The organism is Metaclostridioides mangenotii, from assembly GCF_017873185.1.
Taxonomy (GTDB): Bacteria; Bacillota; Clostridia; order Peptostreptococcales; family Peptostreptococcaceae; genus Metaclostridioides; species Metaclostridioides mangenotii.
In genome coordinates this window covers 157,312-175,945 of the sequence record NZ_JAGGJX010000001.1, presented here as the reverse complement: position 1 = coordinate 175,945, position 18,634 = coordinate 157,312, and the positions used below count along the sequence as shown (strand labels likewise).

Annotated in this window: 14 protein-coding genes; 4 read left to right on the top strand and 10 right to left on the bottom strand. The window is 30.8% G+C overall.

The window, feature by feature from the left end; genetic code table 11:
* Positions 1–160: 160 nt before the first annotated feature.
* From J2Z43_RS15100 to J2Z43_RS00930, 3 genes are all read right to left on the bottom strand, one after another.
* Positions 161–1,780 carry a S8 family serine peptidase gene (locus tag J2Z43_RS15100; protein WP_209455441.1) on the bottom strand — a complete coding sequence of 540 codons (1,620 nt, stop codon included), beginning with the start codon at positions 1,778–1,780 and terminating at the stop codon, positions 161–163.
* 198 nt (positions 1,781–1,978) lie between these two features.
* Positions 1,979–3,244 carry a glutamate 2,3-aminomutase gene (gene eam, locus J2Z43_RS00935; RefSeq protein ID WP_209455440.1) on the bottom strand — a complete coding sequence of 422 codons (1,266 nt, stop codon included), beginning with the start codon at positions 3,242–3,244 and terminating at the stop codon, positions 1,979–1,981.
* 386 nt (positions 3,245–3,630) lie between these two features.
* The gene (locus tag J2Z43_RS00930; RefSeq protein ID WP_209455439.1) at positions 3,631–5,169 is read right to left on the bottom strand and encodes an Ig-like domain-containing protein; all 1,539 of its coding nucleotides are present in this window, start codon (positions 5,167–5,169) and stop codon (positions 3,631–3,633) included.
* Positions 5,170–5,539: 370 nt separating this feature from the next.
* Here J2Z43_RS00930 and J2Z43_RS00925 point away from each other — a divergent pair, with 370 nt between their 5' ends.
* Together J2Z43_RS00925 and J2Z43_RS00920 are read left to right on the top strand one after the other, a co-directional pair.
* Positions 5,540–6,490 (top strand): PTS transporter subunit IIC, encoded by a 951-nt coding sequence (locus J2Z43_RS00925; protein ID WP_209456334.1) that lies wholly within the window; start codon positions 5,540–5,542, stop codon positions 6,488–6,490.
* Positions 6,491–6,521: 31 nt separating this feature from the next.
* On the top strand, positions 6,522–7,910 hold the full coding sequence (locus J2Z43_RS00920) for a peptide MFS transporter (protein ID WP_209455438.1): 1,389 nt from the start codon (positions 6,522–6,524) through the stop codon (positions 7,908–7,910).
* 224 nt (positions 7,911–8,134) lie between these two features.
* Here the strand turns inward: J2Z43_RS00920 and J2Z43_RS00915 are convergent, their stop codons facing one another.
* The 5 genes from J2Z43_RS00915 to J2Z43_RS00895 form a co-directional block, all read right to left on the bottom strand.
* Complete coding sequence (locus J2Z43_RS00915) at positions 8,135–9,928, bottom strand: aminopeptidase P family protein (RefSeq protein ID WP_209455437.1); 1,794 nt, start codon at positions 9,926–9,928, stop codon at positions 8,135–8,137.
* 494 nt (positions 9,929–10,422) lie between these two features.
* Entirely contained in the window at positions 10,423–12,216 is a 1,794-nt protein-coding gene (locus J2Z43_RS00910) for an aminopeptidase P family protein (protein WP_209455436.1), read from the bottom strand.
* A 374-nt stretch (positions 12,217–12,590) separates the two neighbouring features.
* The gene (locus tag J2Z43_RS00905; RefSeq protein WP_209455435.1) at positions 12,591–13,583 is read right to left on the bottom strand and encodes a peptidylprolyl isomerase; all 993 of its coding nucleotides are present in this window, start codon (positions 13,581–13,583) and stop codon (positions 12,591–12,593) included.
* A gap of 157 nt (positions 13,584–13,740) precedes the next feature.
* Complete coding sequence (locus J2Z43_RS00900) at positions 13,741–14,832, bottom strand: hypothetical protein (protein ID WP_209455434.1); 1,092 nt, start codon at positions 14,830–14,832, stop codon at positions 13,741–13,743.
* A 71-nt stretch (positions 14,833–14,903) separates the two neighbouring features.
* Positions 14,904–15,644, bottom strand: coding sequence for a tyrosine-protein phosphatase (locus tag J2Z43_RS00895; RefSeq protein ID WP_209455433.1), 741 nt, complete (start codon positions 15,642–15,644; stop codon positions 14,904–14,906).
* 295 nt (positions 15,645–15,939) lie between these two features.
* On the opposite strand from J2Z43_RS00895, the gene J2Z43_RS00890 reads away from it, so the two are divergent.
* Positions 15,940–16,101, top strand: coding sequence for a hypothetical protein (locus tag J2Z43_RS00890; RefSeq protein ID WP_161627540.1), 162 nt, complete (start codon positions 15,940–15,942; stop codon positions 16,099–16,101).
* 504 nt (positions 16,102–16,605) lie between these two features.
* Complete coding sequence (locus J2Z43_RS00885) at positions 16,606–16,902, top strand: YciI family protein (RefSeq protein WP_209455432.1); 297 nt, start codon at positions 16,606–16,608, stop codon at positions 16,900–16,902.
* Positions 16,903–17,035: 133 nt separating this feature from the next.
* Here J2Z43_RS00885 and J2Z43_RS00880 read toward each other — a convergent pair whose 3' ends face one another.
* Both J2Z43_RS00880 and J2Z43_RS00875 read right to left on the bottom strand, forming a co-directional pair.
* Positions 17,036–17,752: a flagellar motor protein MotB gene (locus J2Z43_RS00880; RefSeq protein ID WP_209455431.1), complete on the bottom strand. Its 717-nt coding sequence runs from the start codon at positions 17,750–17,752 to the stop codon at positions 17,036–17,038.
* Positions 17,753–17,764: 12 nt separating this feature from the next.
* The gene (locus J2Z43_RS00875; protein WP_209455430.1) at positions 17,765–18,583 is read right to left on the bottom strand and encodes a MotA/TolQ/ExbB proton channel family protein; all 819 of its coding nucleotides are present in this window, start codon (positions 18,581–18,583) and stop codon (positions 17,765–17,767) included.
* Positions 18,584–18,634: the final 51 nt, after the last annotated feature.

Here is an 18,634-nt window from a genome sequence, read left to right as displayed (position 1 = left end):
TGTATATAAAAGCCTACAGATTTGATTTTTTTACTATCTTTTTTATTATTTTTGTTTGTATATCTCCATTATTTATCATAATAATCAACCACTCTCTCTAAACTACTTTATCTCACTGCTATAAATTGTATAATTCATCGACATAATCATTTTAATTAGATCAATAATATTCCCCTGCCTCTGATTGATAATTAGCCATATTAGTAATATAAAGACCAGACATATCTAATTTTCCAAAACCACTTGCATCGTTTGGAAATTTTGTATCTGCGTCCCTTCTAGCTTGCTCTATTATAACAGATTTCGACCTTTGAGAATACATAAATAAATCATTTCCATCTGCTATACCCCACTGCATAAGAAGTGCACATACCCCTGTAACATGAGGTGTTGCCATGCTAGTTCCACTTAGCGCACCTAATGTTCCACCTGGTAAATACGATGAAATCCCTTCCCCTGGAGCCAATAAATCAGGTTTTATTATCCCTGAATTTACATCCCCCTCGCCTGAAAATACAGATACTTGATCCGTTCTTGAATTATAACTTCCTACTGTGATTACCCTAGAAGCCGTCCCAGGAACAGTTGTTGTAAGTGTTTTTGAAGGTGTTAAAAATCTAGTATTTACACTTAAACCTTCAGATGTTGGTAGGTATATATCTATACTGCCCATAACTATATCTATTGGCTCGAAGACTATTTTCCAGATACCAGCGTCGATTGCAGTATTTGATCTAAGTTGTATAGAAACCCTTCTAGTTGTAGAGTAGGGTGCAATCGGATAAAAATATCCTTCTATAGTTGTATTTAGTAATCTAATATTTAACTCCCTAGCTTCAATTGACATAAAATTTGTCCTTGTATTCGCTGGAGTTATCAATCCTACTCTAAATGTATCTACAAAATGAGGCCATAAATTTATGTTTAAAATCCGTTCATTTTCACCAATGACAAACTCGACTTCCTGAGCTAAATTATTAGAAAGATTTATCCTAGTATGACCCCCTTTATCCCCATTATTTCCAGCAGCAACGACTATATTATTTTTCCAAAATAAACACATGTCGTCTATATACTGTTCGAACAGTGAAAGCCCTCTATGTGATCCTTCATTGGTCCCATAGCTGATATTTATAGCAACAGGCAGTCTTAACTCAAGCGATCTATCTAGTATAAATTTTATTGCCCTCATAAACTCTGTACTTCTCGAAAATACATCTGTCTGTCTAGTGCCCACTCTAACAAATATTATACTTGCATCAGTAGCAATTCCTGCACATATTCCGGCTACATGTGTACCGTGGAGACTAGTTGTAGATATAGGTATAGTTTGTGGTCCATTTATCGATTCGTTTATTTGGGCATTATCGTAGACAGTCCCCTCTATAAATCCAGCTGGAGGATTTCCTTCTATAGATTGATCCCAATAGTAAAGTATTTTTGACTCACCTGTTGCAGTCCTAAAAATAGGCAAGGTATAATCAATTCCAGAATCTATAATTCCTAAAATAGTTCCCCTACCAGTTAGACCTGTTCTACTTTTAAACGATGTTATTCCCGTACTTGAAAAGCTTTGAACATCTTGAAGACCCAAAGTAAACGGTCTTTCTATATATTCTATTTCAGGGTATAGAATTAGCTGATTTACTTGTTCTATATTTTGAAAAGTTATTATCGCGTACATTTGGCTCAATATTTCTACTCTCACACCGAGTTCTTGCTCCAGACGCATTACATCTCCATTGTATTTAACAATAATTTCATTATCTATACTCCTCACCTCTATTCTAATAGTTATATATTCATATATATGTTCTCTTAATATTTTTTATTATATTTTGATATCATTTGATAATAATAAATAATTTAATTTTGCATAAAAAATAAACCAGGCTCAAAAGTAATTAAAATTTACTTTTGAGCCTGACCATTTTTTATTTAACAAATATTTATATTTTATTTATATTCTAATTATAATTTATTTAATACTTTTATCGATTACTTTTTTTATATCAAAGGCTGGATTGTCTTCCATCTTAACTACTTGACCTTCCCACGTCCTCATCATAATATAGTCTGTCCCTTTTGAAATCAAATACTGAGGCAGTATAGGCGTTTTTCCACCACCTTTAGGCGCATTTATAATATAAGTAGGAATAGCTAACCCAGATGTATATCCTCTTAGGTATTCCATAATTTCTAAACCTGCATCTACTGATGTATTAAAGTGTCTCGTACCCTTAACATGTTTACTTTGGAAAATATAATAAGGCTTTACTCTAATTTTAAGAAGTTCATGATTTAGTGATTTCATAACAAACTTATCGTTGTTTACACCATTTAATAAAACCGCTTGATTACCTAGTGGTACACCTGCATTAGCAAGTTTCTCGCACGCTTTTTTCGATTCCTCTGTTATTTCCATTGGATGGTTGAAATGTGTATTTATATATACTGGATGATACTTTTTAATTATTTCGCAAAGTTCATCTGTAACCCTCTGTGGCATAGTAACTAAAGCTCGACTGCCAAGACGGACGTAATCTACATGAGGTATACTTTTAAGTTCGCTAAGTATCCACTCTAGCATATCGTCTTTTAGTGTAAGAGTATCTCCTCCTGTTACAAGTACATCTCTTATCTCTTCATTTTTTCTAATATAATCTATTGATTCTTGTATCTTTGTCTTTGAATTATGGGAATCTGTTTGACCAATGTTTCTTCTTCTTTGGCAGTGCCTACAGTACATTGCACATTCATTTGTAACATTGATGATTAGCCTATCAGGATATCTTCTCGTAATACATCCCGCTGGATTTGTGTATTTTTCATTCATTGGATCTAGATCATTTTCATCGTCATCTAGCTCTACCTTCATCGGAATTGACATTAATTTAATTGGATCATATGGATCTTCTGGATCTATAAGACTTAGATAATATGGAGATATTGCCCATCTAAATTGTGAAGCTACCTCATTTATATTTTCTTTCTCTTTTTCGCTTAAATCTAAAACTTTTGATAACGTCTCTACATCGGTTATCCTATTAGAAAGTTGCCATTTATAGTTATTCCAATCTTCTTCAGTTCCATTTAAAATATTCAATATTTTTCTTTTTCTTCCTTGAATTTCTTCTTTTTTCTCAAGACCCCTTGATATTGACTTTCTGGCAGACATATAGTCATCTATTTTGTGTTTTAAAGTCTCAGCTCTTTCCAAGGAAATTCTAGTTTCTTCATTCATAACTAATTTATTATCAAGATACGCTTCCTTGATAATTCCTCCTTTCTAAATCATTTTAGCCTATAAATAGTTAATCGAATCATACGACTTTTCTGAATTTATTTGACAACTATCTATAATTTTACCTTTATTTGGTATAAATTGCAATTTTTCTTTCAAAAAAAATTAAATGCAATTTTAATTTCTGTCAGTTATTTTATCACAAATTATTTTTAACTACAAGTGATTATTATTGCCAAATCACCCTTTTTTATCTTATAAATACCTTTATTAAGACTCCATTTACAGCAAAAAAGCCATATCCAAAACTTATAATTAGTATCGAATACGGCTTTTCGTATTAAAAAATTTTTTTGTTAACTATCTTTCATTCTTATGGATTAAAATTACTTTAAATTTGCTACATCACTAGGTTTTGAATTGTTTCCATTATGTGTAGCTACAACGTAGACATCTATATTTAATTCTCCATCTTCATCTATTTCAGGTTTGCTAAAGGAATACTCATTTTCATAAATACCATTTTTGTATAAAGTAAAATCATTTTCTCCTACATCATTATTTCTAACATATACGCTATAAGTAGAGCCTTTAAAACTTACTTTATCCCATTTTAAATAAATTCTGTCGCTTCCATCTGTACTTATAGATAAATTTTCCACTTTAGTATTTCCAATTTCATTAGTTGTCTCTTCACCATTGCTGATATTGACTATTTTACTAGGTTTTGTCTGCAATCCATCGCCATTTCCCACAATATATACATCTATATCTGCTTTTTTATTTTTATTTAGATCTACTTCCATAGTGTAATAGACTCTTCCATCAGATCCTATTTCTTTACTAGTTACTTTTACAGATCCAAACCTTAAAAACTTTCCTGTTGTTAAATTATTTTTATAGAATATATCGTAGTTATTTACATTTGGCATATAGTCCCAGGATAAACCTATTATAATTTTATTTCCTTTGATAGTTTGGTTGTACATCAGATTTTTAATGCCTTTATTAGATATCAAATCTTTTACTACATTAACTGTTATAGTTTTAGACTCATTACCACAACTTATTTGTATTTTCTCTTTACCTGGTCTAAGTCCAACTATATTTCCATTTTTACCTAAGCTTATATTTCTTTCAATCGGAAGTTTAGATTCTGCTAAACTGTAGATAATTTTTGGAGGTTCTAACCCCTCTGGACTAGTTTCAACTTCTGGATTTATATTGTACTCTTGATCCACTTCTATAGTTATATTTTTACTTATATTGATACTGTCTACTAATGCTTGAACATCGAACTCTTTTTCAACTTCTTTATCTCCACATGTTGCAGTTATCGTAGCACTTCCTACTCCTATAGCCTCCACTCTTTTACCAACAATTTTCAGCACATCTGTATCGCTACTAGTAAATTCAGGCGTATACGCTACTTTAAATTTATCGTAATCAACATCTACAACACTCTCTATTTTTGCAGAATCACCTACATAATTTAACTTACCATCTATCTGCATATCTAAAGAATTCACTTTCGGATCTACTACTCTTATAGTAGCCTTTTTTAAAACCCTCGAATTTTTCATTATACCAATTGATGAATAACCAACCTTGAGAGCTGTCATTTTATTGCCTTGTATCTTTATTGTTCCGTTATTATCTAAAACATTGAACCATATGTTAGGATCTTTTGCATAAGAAGGTACCTTTATATACTTTCCTTTAGATAATTCTACGGTATCATTTAACTTTATAATATACTTATCTATATCCTTTATAAAATCTCCTTCAGATATTTCAATCTCTACTCCTTTAACCATTGGTCTAAATATCCCAATTTTAAATAGGTAAAACTGAGCTATTAGCAGTATAGGAATAGATAATAAAATAGCTATTTTTAAAGTTTTATGTTCTTTTATATATCTCATCCTCCCACTCCCTCTACTAAAATAATAATGATTATTAAAATATTTTTACCCTAAAAAGGATTTTTAAATACTTAAAATTCCAATTATATTAATTAGGACCTTATTTTTAATTATAAACTATAAATTAAAAATTTAAAACTAAAATTACATTTGATAAAACACCACCAAACGACTCGTAGCACTTATTTTAAATAGTATTTGCCAATATTGTACAAAATATATATAATAAACTCATGCTATAAATATTATTTTTTTAGGAGGTTTAAAAAATTTGAATCCAGATAATGCAAAAAACGGCGTTAAAGGTTTTTTAGAAAAGAAAAAGATAGAATTTTCGTTAAAAAATTATCTTGTAGATGCCACAGGTTTTATGGCTCTAGGATTATTCGCTTCCCTTTTAATCGGCACGATATTTAACACAATAGGTACAAAACTCGATATCAAGCTTTTTACTGAGGTTATTAGCCCAATAGCTACACAAGTTACTGGACCAGCGATTGCTGTTTCAATAGCTTACGGCTTAAAAGCTCCTCCGTTAGTGCTTTTTTCAAGTGTACTCGTTGGATCATACGGAAATGAACTCGGAGGACCTGTAGGTGCGTATATTGCCACAATATTTGCTACAGAATTTGGTAAATTGATATCAAAAGAAACAAAAGTTGATATATTAGTAACTCCTGCTGTTACAATACTTGTCGGAGTTTTCGTTGCTGGACTAGTCGGGCCAGTTATTTCTACGTTTATGACTTCATTTGGTAATCTGATAATGAAATCTACTACAATGCAGCCAATTATAATGGGTGCACTTGTATCTGCCTTAGTTGGAATCGCTCTTACTCTACCTATAAGCAGTGCTGCAATTTGCATTATGTTGAGCCTTGGTGGACTAGCTGGTGGAGCTGCTACAGTAGGTTGCTGTTGCCAAATGATTGGATTTGCAGTTATGAGCTACAAAGAAAATGGCGTAGGTGGTCTAGTTGCTCAAGGCATAGGAACATCAATGTTACAAGTGCCTAACATAATCAAAAACTGGAAAATATGGATACCTCCTACACTCAGTTCTATAATACTCGGTCCCCTCTCGACAACAGTTTTTAAAATGGAAAACATACCAATAGGATCTGGAATGGGTACATGCGGATTGGTCGGGCAATTTGGAACAATTACAGCTATGGAAAGCGTGGGTAGATCTGGACCTTCTATGTGGCTTGGAATTATATTACTTCATTTTATTTTACCAGCTATCATAACCCTTATCATAGCTCAATTTATGAGGAAGAAAAATTGGATTAAAGACGGAGACTTAAAATTAGACTTATAATTAATACACAATCTTGGAGGAGTAACAAAAAATGGATGCAATACTAAAAAAAGAAAACACAATTAAACAACCAAAAGCTTTATATTTCTGCTGTTCGATATTTACTATAGTTGGGCTGGCATATTATGGTGTTAAACTAGTTCTTTTGCTATTTTTAGCCGAAAATACTATAAACGGTGGTTTAGGCTTAAGTGCTGCACAAGCATCATCTATGGTGGCTTCTTTTCTGTCATGGGCATATTTCTCTCCAATAATAGGAGGTTGGGTTAGCGACAGGTTTATCGGTTCAAAAAACTGCATTAAAATAGGCCTAGTCCTAGTTTCGATAGGGTACTTCATCGGATATTTCGCTTTAAGTGAAAGCTCAATACACATAATGATATTTTTGACAGGGCTTGGGATAGGCTTTTATAAATCAAACCTGCATACTTTAGTAGGGAGTCTTTACAAGAATGAAGACCCCAGAAAGGACAGTGCATTTTTGATTACATACACTTCAACAAATATAGGAACACTAATTGGACCTTTTATAGGTGGACTTATAGCTAATGCTTGGTTTTCACATAAACTAGGTTCTGATGTTGTAGTATATGGATACAGATATGTATTTTTAATCGCTTCTATAATTACTATTATCGGATTGTTCGTTTTTATAATAGGGGATAAAATCTTTTTTAAAGAGGATTACGCCGAAAAACAAAGCAGAAAAGCAAAAATGAAAAGTACTTTAGAAGAAAAAAAGAAATTATCTTTAGTTCCGCTTACTAAAAAAGAGAAACAGAGAATCCTAATGATTTTAGTTTTAGCTTTCTTTACGGTATTCTTTTGGATAGCGTACAATCAAGCTACTATGTCAATCGCACTTTACACAAAAGAAAATATAAACTTATTTATAGGTAATTTTGAAGTTCCGACTTCTTGGATAGATTCATACAACGGGCTTTTATGTGTAATACTAGGTCCTACTATTTCTTATTTATGGATCAAAATAGCAACAGTTAGAAAAAAAGATGTAAGCGTAGTAAACAAGATGGGGTTAGGATTCTTAATACTAGCTATTGGATTCTTCTTTATAATTGGAGCAATCAAGCAAAACACATCTAGTGTAGATCCAGCATTTAAGGCAAGCATACTTTGGATAGTCGGATTTTTAACTTTCCAAAGTATTGGAGAGATTTGTTTTTCACCAATCGGATACGGAATGGTCAATAAACTTTCACCTGAGAAATATGTATCATCTTTAACAGCAGTTTGGTTCCTTGGCAAATTTGCTGCAAATAAAATTTCAGGTTATACACAAGCTATAATTGACAGTATAGGAATGTTAAGTGTATACATTGCAATTCCTACTGTGCTTATTATTTGCGGATCTATTTTATTTTTATTAAATAGATGGCTTATGAAATTGACTGAAGAATAGGGGGTGCCGCCCGAGTTATCGGGGAGAAGGAGATAAAATATTCATTTTATATTTATATTAGATTAACTTCTTTTTTAAACCCTCTTTAAGATCTCGTTTTTAAATTAAAACCGTCTCAATATTTTCCTTTGAGACGGTTTTTTATTCTTATTATGTATATCTATATCTGGTTAGTTTTTCCGATTTTCAGATTTTTATATAATATATAGTGTTAGTGATTAAAATTAAATAGCTCTTGTATATTCTTTCAACCATTCTCTCTCTTCATTAGTTAAATGTGGAGATATTTTTTCAAATACTTGTCCGTGGTACCAGTTTAGGTAATCTTTCTCCTCATATGTCATAAGCTCTGGCACAATTCCGTCTAAGTCTATTGGAGCAAATGTAACAACCTCAAAATCCATAAACTGACCGTACATATTTTTCTCAACTTTTCTAGTAACTAACTCATTCTCTGTTCTGATTCCATGGGAACCTTCTATATATATACCCGGTTCATTAGTAGTTACCATTCCCTCTTCAAGAACTGCTGTCTCAAATCTATCAGGATTTACTTTCCATCTAAATCCATTTGGAGATTCGTGAACGTTTAGAACAAATCCTACGCCGTGTCCAGTACCGCATTGGTAATCTATACCCATCTGCCAAATAATCCCTCTAGAAAGAACATCTAGGTTATATCCTATACAACCGTATAAAAACTTAACTCTAGATAAGCTTATCATACTTCTAGCCACTGATGTAAAGTGAAGTTTGTGCTCATCACTTATAGGTCCAAGTACTAATGTTCTTGTGATATCTGTAGTACCGTCGTAGTACTGTCCGCCTGAATCTATCAAGAACATTCCCTCAGCTTCAAGTTTGTAATCAGTTTCTGGAGTAGCACTGTAGTGCATCATAGCAGCGTGATCTTTGTATCCAGCGATTGTATCAAAACTTGGCTCAAAGAATCCATCCTGCTCTTTTCTTAAATCCTCTAGCTTTTGACTAGCGCTCATCTCAGATATTTCTATCTTTCCAATATTGTTTTTTACCCAGTACATAAATTTAGTAAATGCAACACCATCTTTTATATGAGAGTTTCTTATATTCTCTAATTCAACTTTATTTTTAACAGCTTTAAAGAATAGAACAGGATTAGTCTTGTCTACTTTTTCAACATCTTCTGGTATATTGTTGTAAACTGCGTAGTTGATTTTTCCACCATCAAGCAATACTCTCTCACTGCTGTCTATTCCTTTAACAAATTCATATATATCGTTATATGGTTTTATATTAACGTTTTCCTTTGCAAGTTCAGCGTTTATTGCATCGTTTAGTTTGCTTTCGTCAACAAATAGATATACATCATTTAAAGTTACTACTGAATAAGATAAAACTACTGGACTGTACTCAACATCTCCACCTCTTATATTAAACAGCCAAGCTATATCATCAAGACTAGTTATCACATGGTATGTAGTGTTTTCTTCTTTCATTTTTTCTCTAACTCTAGTTAGTTTTGAGCTAAAGCTCTCACCAGTATATTTTACATCTAGTAAAAATGCTTTACTCTCAGATAGCGCTGGTCTATCTACCCAAACCTTATCTATTAGATCGTATTCGTACTCTATTTTGATTCCTCTTTCTGCCAACTTATCAGACAAACTTTCACCTTCTTTGGCTGATATAACTCTACCATCGAAGCCTAGTGTCCCACCTTCTGGAATGTTTTCATATAAATATTCAGCAGTTGTTGGAACTCCTTCTTGTGCCATTTTAAATAATCTTACCGTACTTCCTTCTAATTGAGCTTCTGCTTGTATAAAATATCTTCCATCAGTCCATAGACCTGCATCATCTTGAGTTACTATAACTGTACCTGCTGATCCTGTAAATCCCGAAATAAATTCTCTCGATTTGAAATAATCACCTACGTATTCACTTTGATGACTGTCTGAAGATGGAATAATATAGGCATCTATATTCTTCTCTTTCATAAGTTCTCTTAACTTAATCACTCTATCTTTTACGTTCATCACAAATACCTCCAGATATTAATATTTTTGTGCATTAATTGTCAATACAACATACTTTAAATATATCACCAATTAAAGGAGTACTCAATATCTTTTTTCATAGTCATTATATTTTTATCAATATATGAATTTCCATATTTTCTGTAAATTGAATAATTCTTTTCATTTATTTTTTAGATATACAAAATACTCACCTTGAATTTTCAGCATTATTTTCATAAATATTAAAAGTAAAAATTATTTTGTAAATTAATTTTCTATAATATTTTACTTGTCCGTTCTATCTTATGATATTTAATTTTTATATTTATAAAATCAACAACTATAACCATGAAATTCGCATACTAATCATAATTTTTTAAAATCACTCTATTTTTAGTTTAACTTATTTCTCTAACGAATATTAAGCTTACTTCTCTATAAAGCAAAAACGTGCTAAACGGCACTTCTATGCCGAATAACACGCTTAGACATTTATCTAAATATAAAATTCATTATATAGCTCTTGTATACTCTTTTAACCATTCTCTCTCTTCAGCAGTTAAGTGAGGAGAAACTTTTTCGAATACTTGTCCATGGTACCAGTTTAAGTAATCTTTCTCTTCTTTAGTCATTATAGCTGGGTCTACAGCATCTAGGTCTAATGGAGCTAATGTAACAACTTCAAATTCCATAAACTGTCCATACATGTTTTTCTCAGCCTTTTTAGTTACTATTTCATTTTCCAGTCTTATTCCATGAGAACCTTCTATGTATATACCAGGCTCATTAGTAGTTACCATTCCTTCTTCAAGAACCGCACTGTCAAATCTCTCAGGAACAACTCTCCATCTGAATCCATTTGGAGCTTCGTGTACGTTAAGAACAAATCCTATTCCGTGTCCTGTTCCACATTGATAGTCTATTCCCATTTGCCACATAATTCCTCTAGAAAGTATATCTAGATTATATCCTCTACATCCGTGTAAGAATTTAGCTCTTGATAGTCCTATCATACCTCTAAGTACTGATGTAAAGTGAAGTCTTAACTCATCACTTATTGGACCTAGTGCATAAGTTCTTGTAATATCAGTTGTTCCATCGTAGTACTGACCACCTGAGTCAACTAGGAATAGATGTTCTGGCTCTAGTTTGTAGTCAGACTCTGGAGTTGCACTGTAGTGCATCATAGCAGCGTGCTCTTTGTATCCTGCTATTGTATCGAAACTTGGCTCGATAAATCCTTCTTGCTCTCTTCTCAAATCTTCTAGCTTTTGAGTTGCACTTATTTCTGTTATTTCCATTTTTCCTACGTTATTCTTTAACCAATACATAAATTTAGTAACAGCTACACCGTCTTTGATGTGTGAGTTTCTTATATTCTTTATCTCAACTTCGTTCTTTTGAGCTTTGAAGAACATAACTGGGTTAAATTGATCTATTTTTTCAACTCCCGCTGGTATGTTGTTAAGTATAGCATAGTTTATTTTAGATCCATCTATTAATACTTTTTCGTCTTTTCCAACTTGTTTTACAAAATCATAAACATCATTATAAGGTTTTATTTGTACGTTTTCTTTAGCTAATTCCGATTTTATTTCGTCGTTTAGTTTGTTTTCATCAAGGAATAAATGAACTTCATTTAATGTAACAACTGCGTATGAAAGCACAACTGGGTTGAAAGTAACATCCCCACCTCTTATATTAAATAACCAAGCTATATCATCAAGTGTAGTTATTACATGATAAGTAGTGTTTTCTTCTTTCATTTTGTCTCTAAGTCTTGCAAGTTTTGAACTAAAAGTTTCACCAGTGTATTTTACATCTAGTAAAAATGCTTTGCTATCAGATAGAGCTGGTCTATCTTCCCAAACAACATCTATTAAATCATATTGGTACTCTATTTTGATTCCTTTTGCAGCTAATTTCTCTGCATAAGCACTACCTTCTTTAGCAGATACAACTCTACCGTCAAATCCTAGAGTTCCACCTTCTTTTATTGTATCTAATAAGAATTCTTCGATTGATGGAACGCCTTCTTGTCCCATTCTGTATAAATCTACTGTGCTTCCTTCTAATTGTGTTTCAGCTTGTATAAAGTATCTACCATCTGTCCAAAGACCAGCCTTATCCTTAGCTACTACAACTGTACCTGCTGATCCTGTAAATCCTGAGATAAACTCTCTAGATTTAAAATAATCACCTACGTATTCACTTTGATGACTATCAGAAGATGGAATTATATAGGCATCTATATTTTTCTCTTCCATAAGCTCTCTTAATTTAAGTACTCTGTCTTTTACATTCATTATAAAAAACCTCCTCAAAATATTTCTAACCAAATATAAAGATATTTGAAATTATATATTCAACAAGTGGGTAAATTTACCTTCTTGATACGAATCATTAAATTTGTTATTACAGATTATTTAGATCCATTTATTTATATGAAACCGTTTCCATAATTAATCTTATAGATAAATGATATCATCTATTTATCTAATTCTCAACATTTTATTACTAATTTTTACATTCTTTTTTATTTTTACAATATAGTGTAGGTTAAATAAATAACCTTTCTTTTTCAAGAATTATCAGAATTTAAAGCAATTATTTAAATTCAAACTAAAAAATAACCTATTAATTTAATAGGCTATTTAAATGACTGAAAATTAGTTTAAATTTATTTTTTATAGTTGTATTCATCTACAATATTTAGATTGTATTTGTCCTTTAACTGTCTTATCAAATTGCTTTGTTTCTCATAAGAAATATTGTTTATTATTTCATTTTTTACTTCAATAAAATCTTTATATCTTTGTGATGTTCTTTTAATTATATGATAACCGTAGTCGCTCTTTACGACTTTATCGTAAATCTGATTATCATTTAATGAGAATACCGCTTTTTCAAACGACTCAACCATTTCTCCTCTTCCAAAATACCCCAAGTCCCCTCCGTACTTCGAGCTCGGATCTTCAGAGTACCCTTTAGCCAAATCTGCAAAATTAATTCCAGTCAATGCTTTTTTCAGAATTTGATCTGCCTTATCTTTAGCTTTATTTTTTTGCTTTCCTTTTAATTCATTTCCCTTAGAATCTATATCCTTTATTAGTATATGCGATGCCCTAATCTCTAAAAAATCATCTCTATTGTCATTGTAGTATTCCTTTGCCTCTTCATCGCTTACCTTACACTCTGTAGCTATAAACCTTCTCGCTATAAGCTCTTTATCTAACTCATTTTCAATGGCAAGCTTATCTACACTCAGTTTGTTTAAAATTCCGTCCTCATTTAAAGAATACTTCTCTTTAAGTTCACTTATTATTGTCGTATACTGTTTATTTATTTCATCGCCAGAGATTTTTATTCCACTTGATTTCCCTTCTTTGTACAGTATTTCAGTCTTTGTCATATGGTCTATTAAGTTATACTCATATCTCTTAACTTCCTCGCTACTCGTAGGTGATTTATCAGTAAGGCACAAGATCTGATCCATCTTTGTCTTTAAATCTTCTTCAGTAATACTAAATCCACTCATAGTTGCAACTATCTTGTCCTTACTATATGTTTTCTGTGAATACAGTATCTTTTTAATCGTAAACTTTCCTGACATATATATACCTAAAAATATTAGTCCTATTAAAGTTATGATAGATATTTGTTTTATTCTCAATAGATTACGAGATTTCTTATGTTTAAACTTTGAAGCTTTCACTTAATCTATCAGGCTCCTTCCGAATTATTACACAATTCTTATTGTATATTATTTTACATTATAAAAATTTTTATTGTGTGAATAAGAGTCGAAACTAATATGAATTTTTAATGAATCATATTTTTCTAAAACTATATCTAATATAATTTCTGTCTACTTTTGTATCTCCGCATTTTAACATTTCATGTACTTTTGTTTTATCTATTTCGAGGTAATTTGCACACTCTTCTATAGATTTAAACACCTCTAATACATCACCATTTTTCTTAACGAGCTCTACTTTTTTCTTACCTGTCCTTTTTATTATCTCTTTGTACTTATGAAAATAATCGTCGTATTCAGAATCTAAACACTCAAATGAGTAAGTCATACTAATCGGTTCAATTGTAGAGCTTCCCAATATATAGCCTCTCTTCTCTTCAGAAACCTTTGGCGAAAAAATTCGATCATTTAATTGCTTATAAGTTTCAAATGGATTTTTCCCACTATCCAAATACTTATCGCTCTTTCTTGAGTACTCCATTAACCCAAGCTGCTCACCGATATAGTTTATAGCATCTCCAAAGTAGTCTGTATATCCATATAAAATATTTTCTTTAATATAGCTTAAAGGTACTTTTAATTTTCGACTACAATCTGCGTGAGTTTTAAATTCTATATTTTCATTGGTATAAATGTTTATAGCTTTTATAGACTTTGCTCTTTTTATCTTTACCTCTTTTATAAAATCAGCGTCTACTTCTTCATTTTCTACTTCAAGTTCATTATTGGCAACGTCTTGATTATCATTTTCTTGAAGTGTCTCTTCTATTTCAAATACTTTTTCATCTCTTTTATCTTCAATCAGTTCTATATTATATTTTAATTCATTAGATTCATCAGTTTCTTCCGCCTTTTCTTCAGCTTCTTCTGATTTTTCTGATTTTGTTCTATTCTCAAGATCATTAAAACTATTATTCTCTATTTCGCTTTCTTCTTTTAACTCTTCTTCTATTTCACATTCTACTTCATTTTCTATTCTTAGTTTTTCAATGTCAACGTCTTCTTTTTTACTTTCTTCTGTTTCTATTTCGTCTTTAATAACTGTTTTTATCTCATCACTAATCTTCGCATCTATTTCTATTTCGTCTTCATATTCTGATAAAACTTTTTCTTCATGTTCATCTGTTTGCTTTTTTTTGATAATGTTAAACCATTTTTTTAACACTAAAAAATCCCCCTAAAATTTTTATAACAAAGTTATACTTAAATCCTAAGCTGTTAATTTCAAGATTTATATTACTCTAAATACATATTTCTCAGATTATTTAATTCATCTAAGTCTAATCCGAACTCACCATTTAAGTAGTCTTCTACAGTTTTGTACTCGTCATCTATTCTGTCAAAAGCAGCATTTATATAATCTAAATTAACACCAAAAATATGGTTTAATTTTTCTCTGTCTACTTTTTTAAACTCAGGTTTTTGTTCTATTAGATTATTTATTTCATTTTCTGCAAAATCATTGCTCTTTAAGTAATCTTTAATAATATTTTCTCTAGATACTCCAAGTATCATTAAAATTATAGCGCTCCCGACACCTGTCCTGTCTTTTCCTGCTGTACAGTGATTTAGCAAAGGAAGCATATCTGGATCTCTTACAAGCTCTAAAAGTCTTCTATACGAAGGATTATTTATCGGAAGCTCATGGTAATTCTCTTTAAGCATATTAAATGCACCAGATTTTTCAAACATATTGTCTATCATATCTTCGATTGATCCAAATTTAACCCCACTGAACTTTTGTAAATTCATCGCGGGAACTTGAATATTTTTAATACCTTCAATTTCTGTTGATGGATGGTTATTTGCTTCATTATCACTTCTATAATCGAAGATACATTTTATATTTAACTTCTTTAAAGTATCTACATCTTCTTTAGAAAGATTCTCTAAGTTTGCTGATCTATAGAAATACCCCTTTTTTACGACCCTGCCATCTTGAGATGCTATTCCTCCCAAGTCTCTAAAATTTTTCATATTTTCACCCCATTATTTTCTTCCTAATTTTTTAAAGTTATTTCTAATAATTAATATCTTAATTTTACCAATCTTATTTTCAAAACACAATAGAATAAGATTTTTTGTCAAACCTTATTGAAATTTATTTTATTATGTAAGAGTTCAAAATTAGTCATAAATTCAAAATAATTGACTACAATTGAATGAATTGCATACTGTATTTATATGATATAATATTAGAGAGATTACATAACAACCGGGTGTAAATCCATATAAAAAATTATCCCTTCATTATGATTGGAGGTGATAATATATGGGAGATTTTTTGAGTATATTATTTTTTATCGGCAGCACAATTACTGCGATAACTTTAATATTGAACAGGCTATCTAAGCTTATCAATACATATTTAAAGTTGAAAAATGACATCAAAAAATTAAAACACCCGAACGGCAATTCGGATGCTTCAGATTAAAATATTAACTATTTTATATTCTTTGGAGATACACCCTAAGCCCATAGTATGTAATCTCTTTTTCCTTAATAAAAGTATACCCTAAATAAACATTCTTAGTCAACCTGACTGAACTATTATAAAAACACTCCTAATCTATATATATGTAATATCTAATATAATATATCAGTATTTTTATTAAAAGAATTTGATATCCGTATATATCTTAAAGCAACTCAGGATCATATTATTTAATCATAATGTAATTATTACTTAATTGATATTCTTTAAGACTTATCATTAAGTTAAAAATATCAACCTCCTAAGCTAATCTAGTTTTCTTTTTATATCCAATGTATGTCTAACAAAATATATAAATAGCTATAGTTATTTATAAAAATATGTGGTGTTCTATAATTAAGTAAATAATTGTTTATTGATTAAAAAAAGATAGTATGGGTATTTATTACTTAAAATAAACTAAGATTAGAAATGAAAGCTATAAATTCAAGGAGGATTACAAAAATGAAATATTTTATTGTTGAAGGTATAATAAAAAATGCAGATTTAGCTGATGAAAATACGATGGAAAATCACATGGCTTATTCTCAAAAAGCAATGGATGAAGGCTTAATATTAATGTCAGGACTTAAAGCGAATATGAGTGGCGGAGTATTTATTATGAAAGCTGAAACTATTGAAAAAATAGAAGATTACTTATCTTCTGAACCTCTTAAAATTTCCGGCGTACAAGATTACAAACTTATGGAGTTTTCACCTCATTACTTTAATCAATCACCCAGCGGATGGTTTAATAACTAATTTAAAAATACCTTATGCGTGACTAAATATATAACGAACTAAAAAATCCAATAGATTTAGTCTATTGGATTTTTTAGTTCAAAACTATTTAATTTGTTGTAGATACAAATATCTAGGTAAGTAATAAAATAGATTAATTAATTCTATTTTTAGCATCTATTAAAATCTCAACCCTTCTATTTAGTTGTTTCCCTTCTTCCGTATCATTTGATGCAATCGGTTGATACTCTCCATATCCTGCTGTACTAAATTTTCTCGGATCTACCCCAGAGGTTTTTAACATATTTTTTAAAAAATTAAATGCTCTCTTTTGACTTAACTCTATATTATCTTCAAATTCATTATTATGTACAGGTACGTTATCTGTATGCCCTACAATAGTTACCTCTATATCTTTACCTTGATCTACTATAAGTTTTCCTATTGTATTAGCAAGTTCAATATTTCTTTCACTAACCTCAGCACTACCTGGTTGGTAAAGTATATTATTAGCTATTACAATTTTCAGTTTATCATTATTAGTTTCAGCTGAAATCTCATTTGTTAGATTATTTTCTTTTATGTATTTATCCATATTCATCTTTATTTGCATAACACTTTTAGCATATGCTGATAGTTCATCACTATTTCCTTGTGCAATTTGTTTTCCAATTGTATCTTCGAACCCAGTACCTTTAGAAGATACTACAATATTTGCAAATGAATCTGCCATATCTTCCATCTTTTTCTGATCTACTTTACTTGTAGCAAATAAAACAATAAAAACCGCTAGCAGTAACGTCATTAAGTCTGAATATGGTAATAGCCATCCTTCATCAAAATCTTCTTCATGCTTATTTTTTTTAGCCATTCGCCTTCACCCCTAGCTGACCTTATTTCTTGCTGCATTATTATTTTTATTTATCACATTATTTTTTTCTAAAATTAATATTTCTTCTTCTGTTAAAAAAGATATAAGTTTTTCTTTCACCATATTAGTTCCTGAACCTTTTTGAATCTCTAAAACGCCTTCAATTATCATCCGTTTCTCAAATATTTCATGTCTACTTTTTGTTTTCAATTTATTTGAAAAAGGATTCCACAAAACATATCCTGAAAATATACCTAAAATAGTTGCTATAAACGCCGCTGCTATCGCCTCTGCCATAGCATCAGTATTATCTATATGTGCCATTGCAGCTATAAGACCAAATACTGCTCCCATTACCCCAAGCGTTGGTGCATATCCTCCTGCTTGTTTAAATATAGATGCATTGATAGAATGTCTTTCTTCTATAGCTTCAATTTCTGACTCCATAACACTTAAAATAAAATCTCCGTCCGCACCATCTACAACCATACGTAAGGCTCTTTGCATGAATTTATTATCTAACTGATCTAGCTCTTGGTCTAATGCTAAGAAACCTTCTTTTCTCGCTATATAAGAACAACTAATTAAATCATTAATGGCTCCAATCTTAGATTCATTTTTCTCTGAAGTAAATAATACCTTAAAAATTTTACCCAAATTTTTCAAGTCTCTACCTGGATATGCATTTAAAACTGTGGCAATAGTTCCAACTATTATAACCATAAATGCAGCTGGATTTATAAGGACTGACAAACTGATACCTTTAAATATCATTGCTCCCACAACAAAAATGATAGCGAATATAATTCCTAAAAATGTAGTAACTTCCATAATTAAAACCTCCATATAATGATATTTACACTTTTTATAGTAATAGAATAC

Bases quoted from the DNA above. Each gene is read 5' to 3' on its own strand.
- J2Z43_RS00920 (WP_209455438.1), top strand. From the start codon at position 6,522: ATGGATGCAATACTAAAAAAAGAAAACACAATTAAACAACCAAAAGCT.
- J2Z43_RS00915 (WP_209455437.1), bottom strand. From the start codon at position 9,928: ATGAACGTAAAAGATAGAGTGATTAAGTTAAGAGAACTTATGAAAGAG.
- J2Z43_RS00925 (WP_209456334.1), top strand. From the start codon at position 5,540: ATGGCTCTAGGATTATTCGCTTCCCTTTTAATCGGCACGATATTTAAC.
- J2Z43_RS00895 (WP_209455433.1), bottom strand. From the start codon at position 15,644: ATGAAAAATTTTAGAGACTTGGGAGGAATAGCATCTCAAGATGGCAGG.
- J2Z43_RS00875 (WP_209455430.1), bottom strand. From the start codon at position 18,583: ATGGAAGTTACTACATTTTTAGGAATTATATTCGCTATCATTTTTGTT.
- J2Z43_RS00930 (WP_209455439.1), bottom strand. From the start codon at position 5,169: ATGAGATATATAAAAGAACATAAAACTTTAAAAATAGCTATTTTATTA.
- eam (WP_209455440.1), bottom strand. From the start codon at position 3,244: ATGAATGAAGAAACTAGAATTTCCTTGGAAAGAGCTGAGACTTTAAAA.
- J2Z43_RS00880 (WP_209455431.1), bottom strand. From the start codon at position 17,752: ATGGCTAAAAAAAATAAGCATGAAGAAGATTTTGATGAAGGATGGCTA.
- J2Z43_RS00890 (WP_161627540.1), top strand. From the start codon at position 15,940: ATGGGAGATTTTTTGAGTATATTATTTTTTATCGGCAGCACAATTACT.
- J2Z43_RS00910 (WP_209455436.1), bottom strand. From the start codon at position 12,216: ATGAATGTAAAAGACAGAGTACTTAAATTAAGAGAGCTTATGGAAGAG.
- J2Z43_RS00885 (WP_209455432.1), top strand. From the start codon at position 16,606: ATGAAATATTTTATTGTTGAAGGTATAATAAAAAATGCAGATTTAGCT.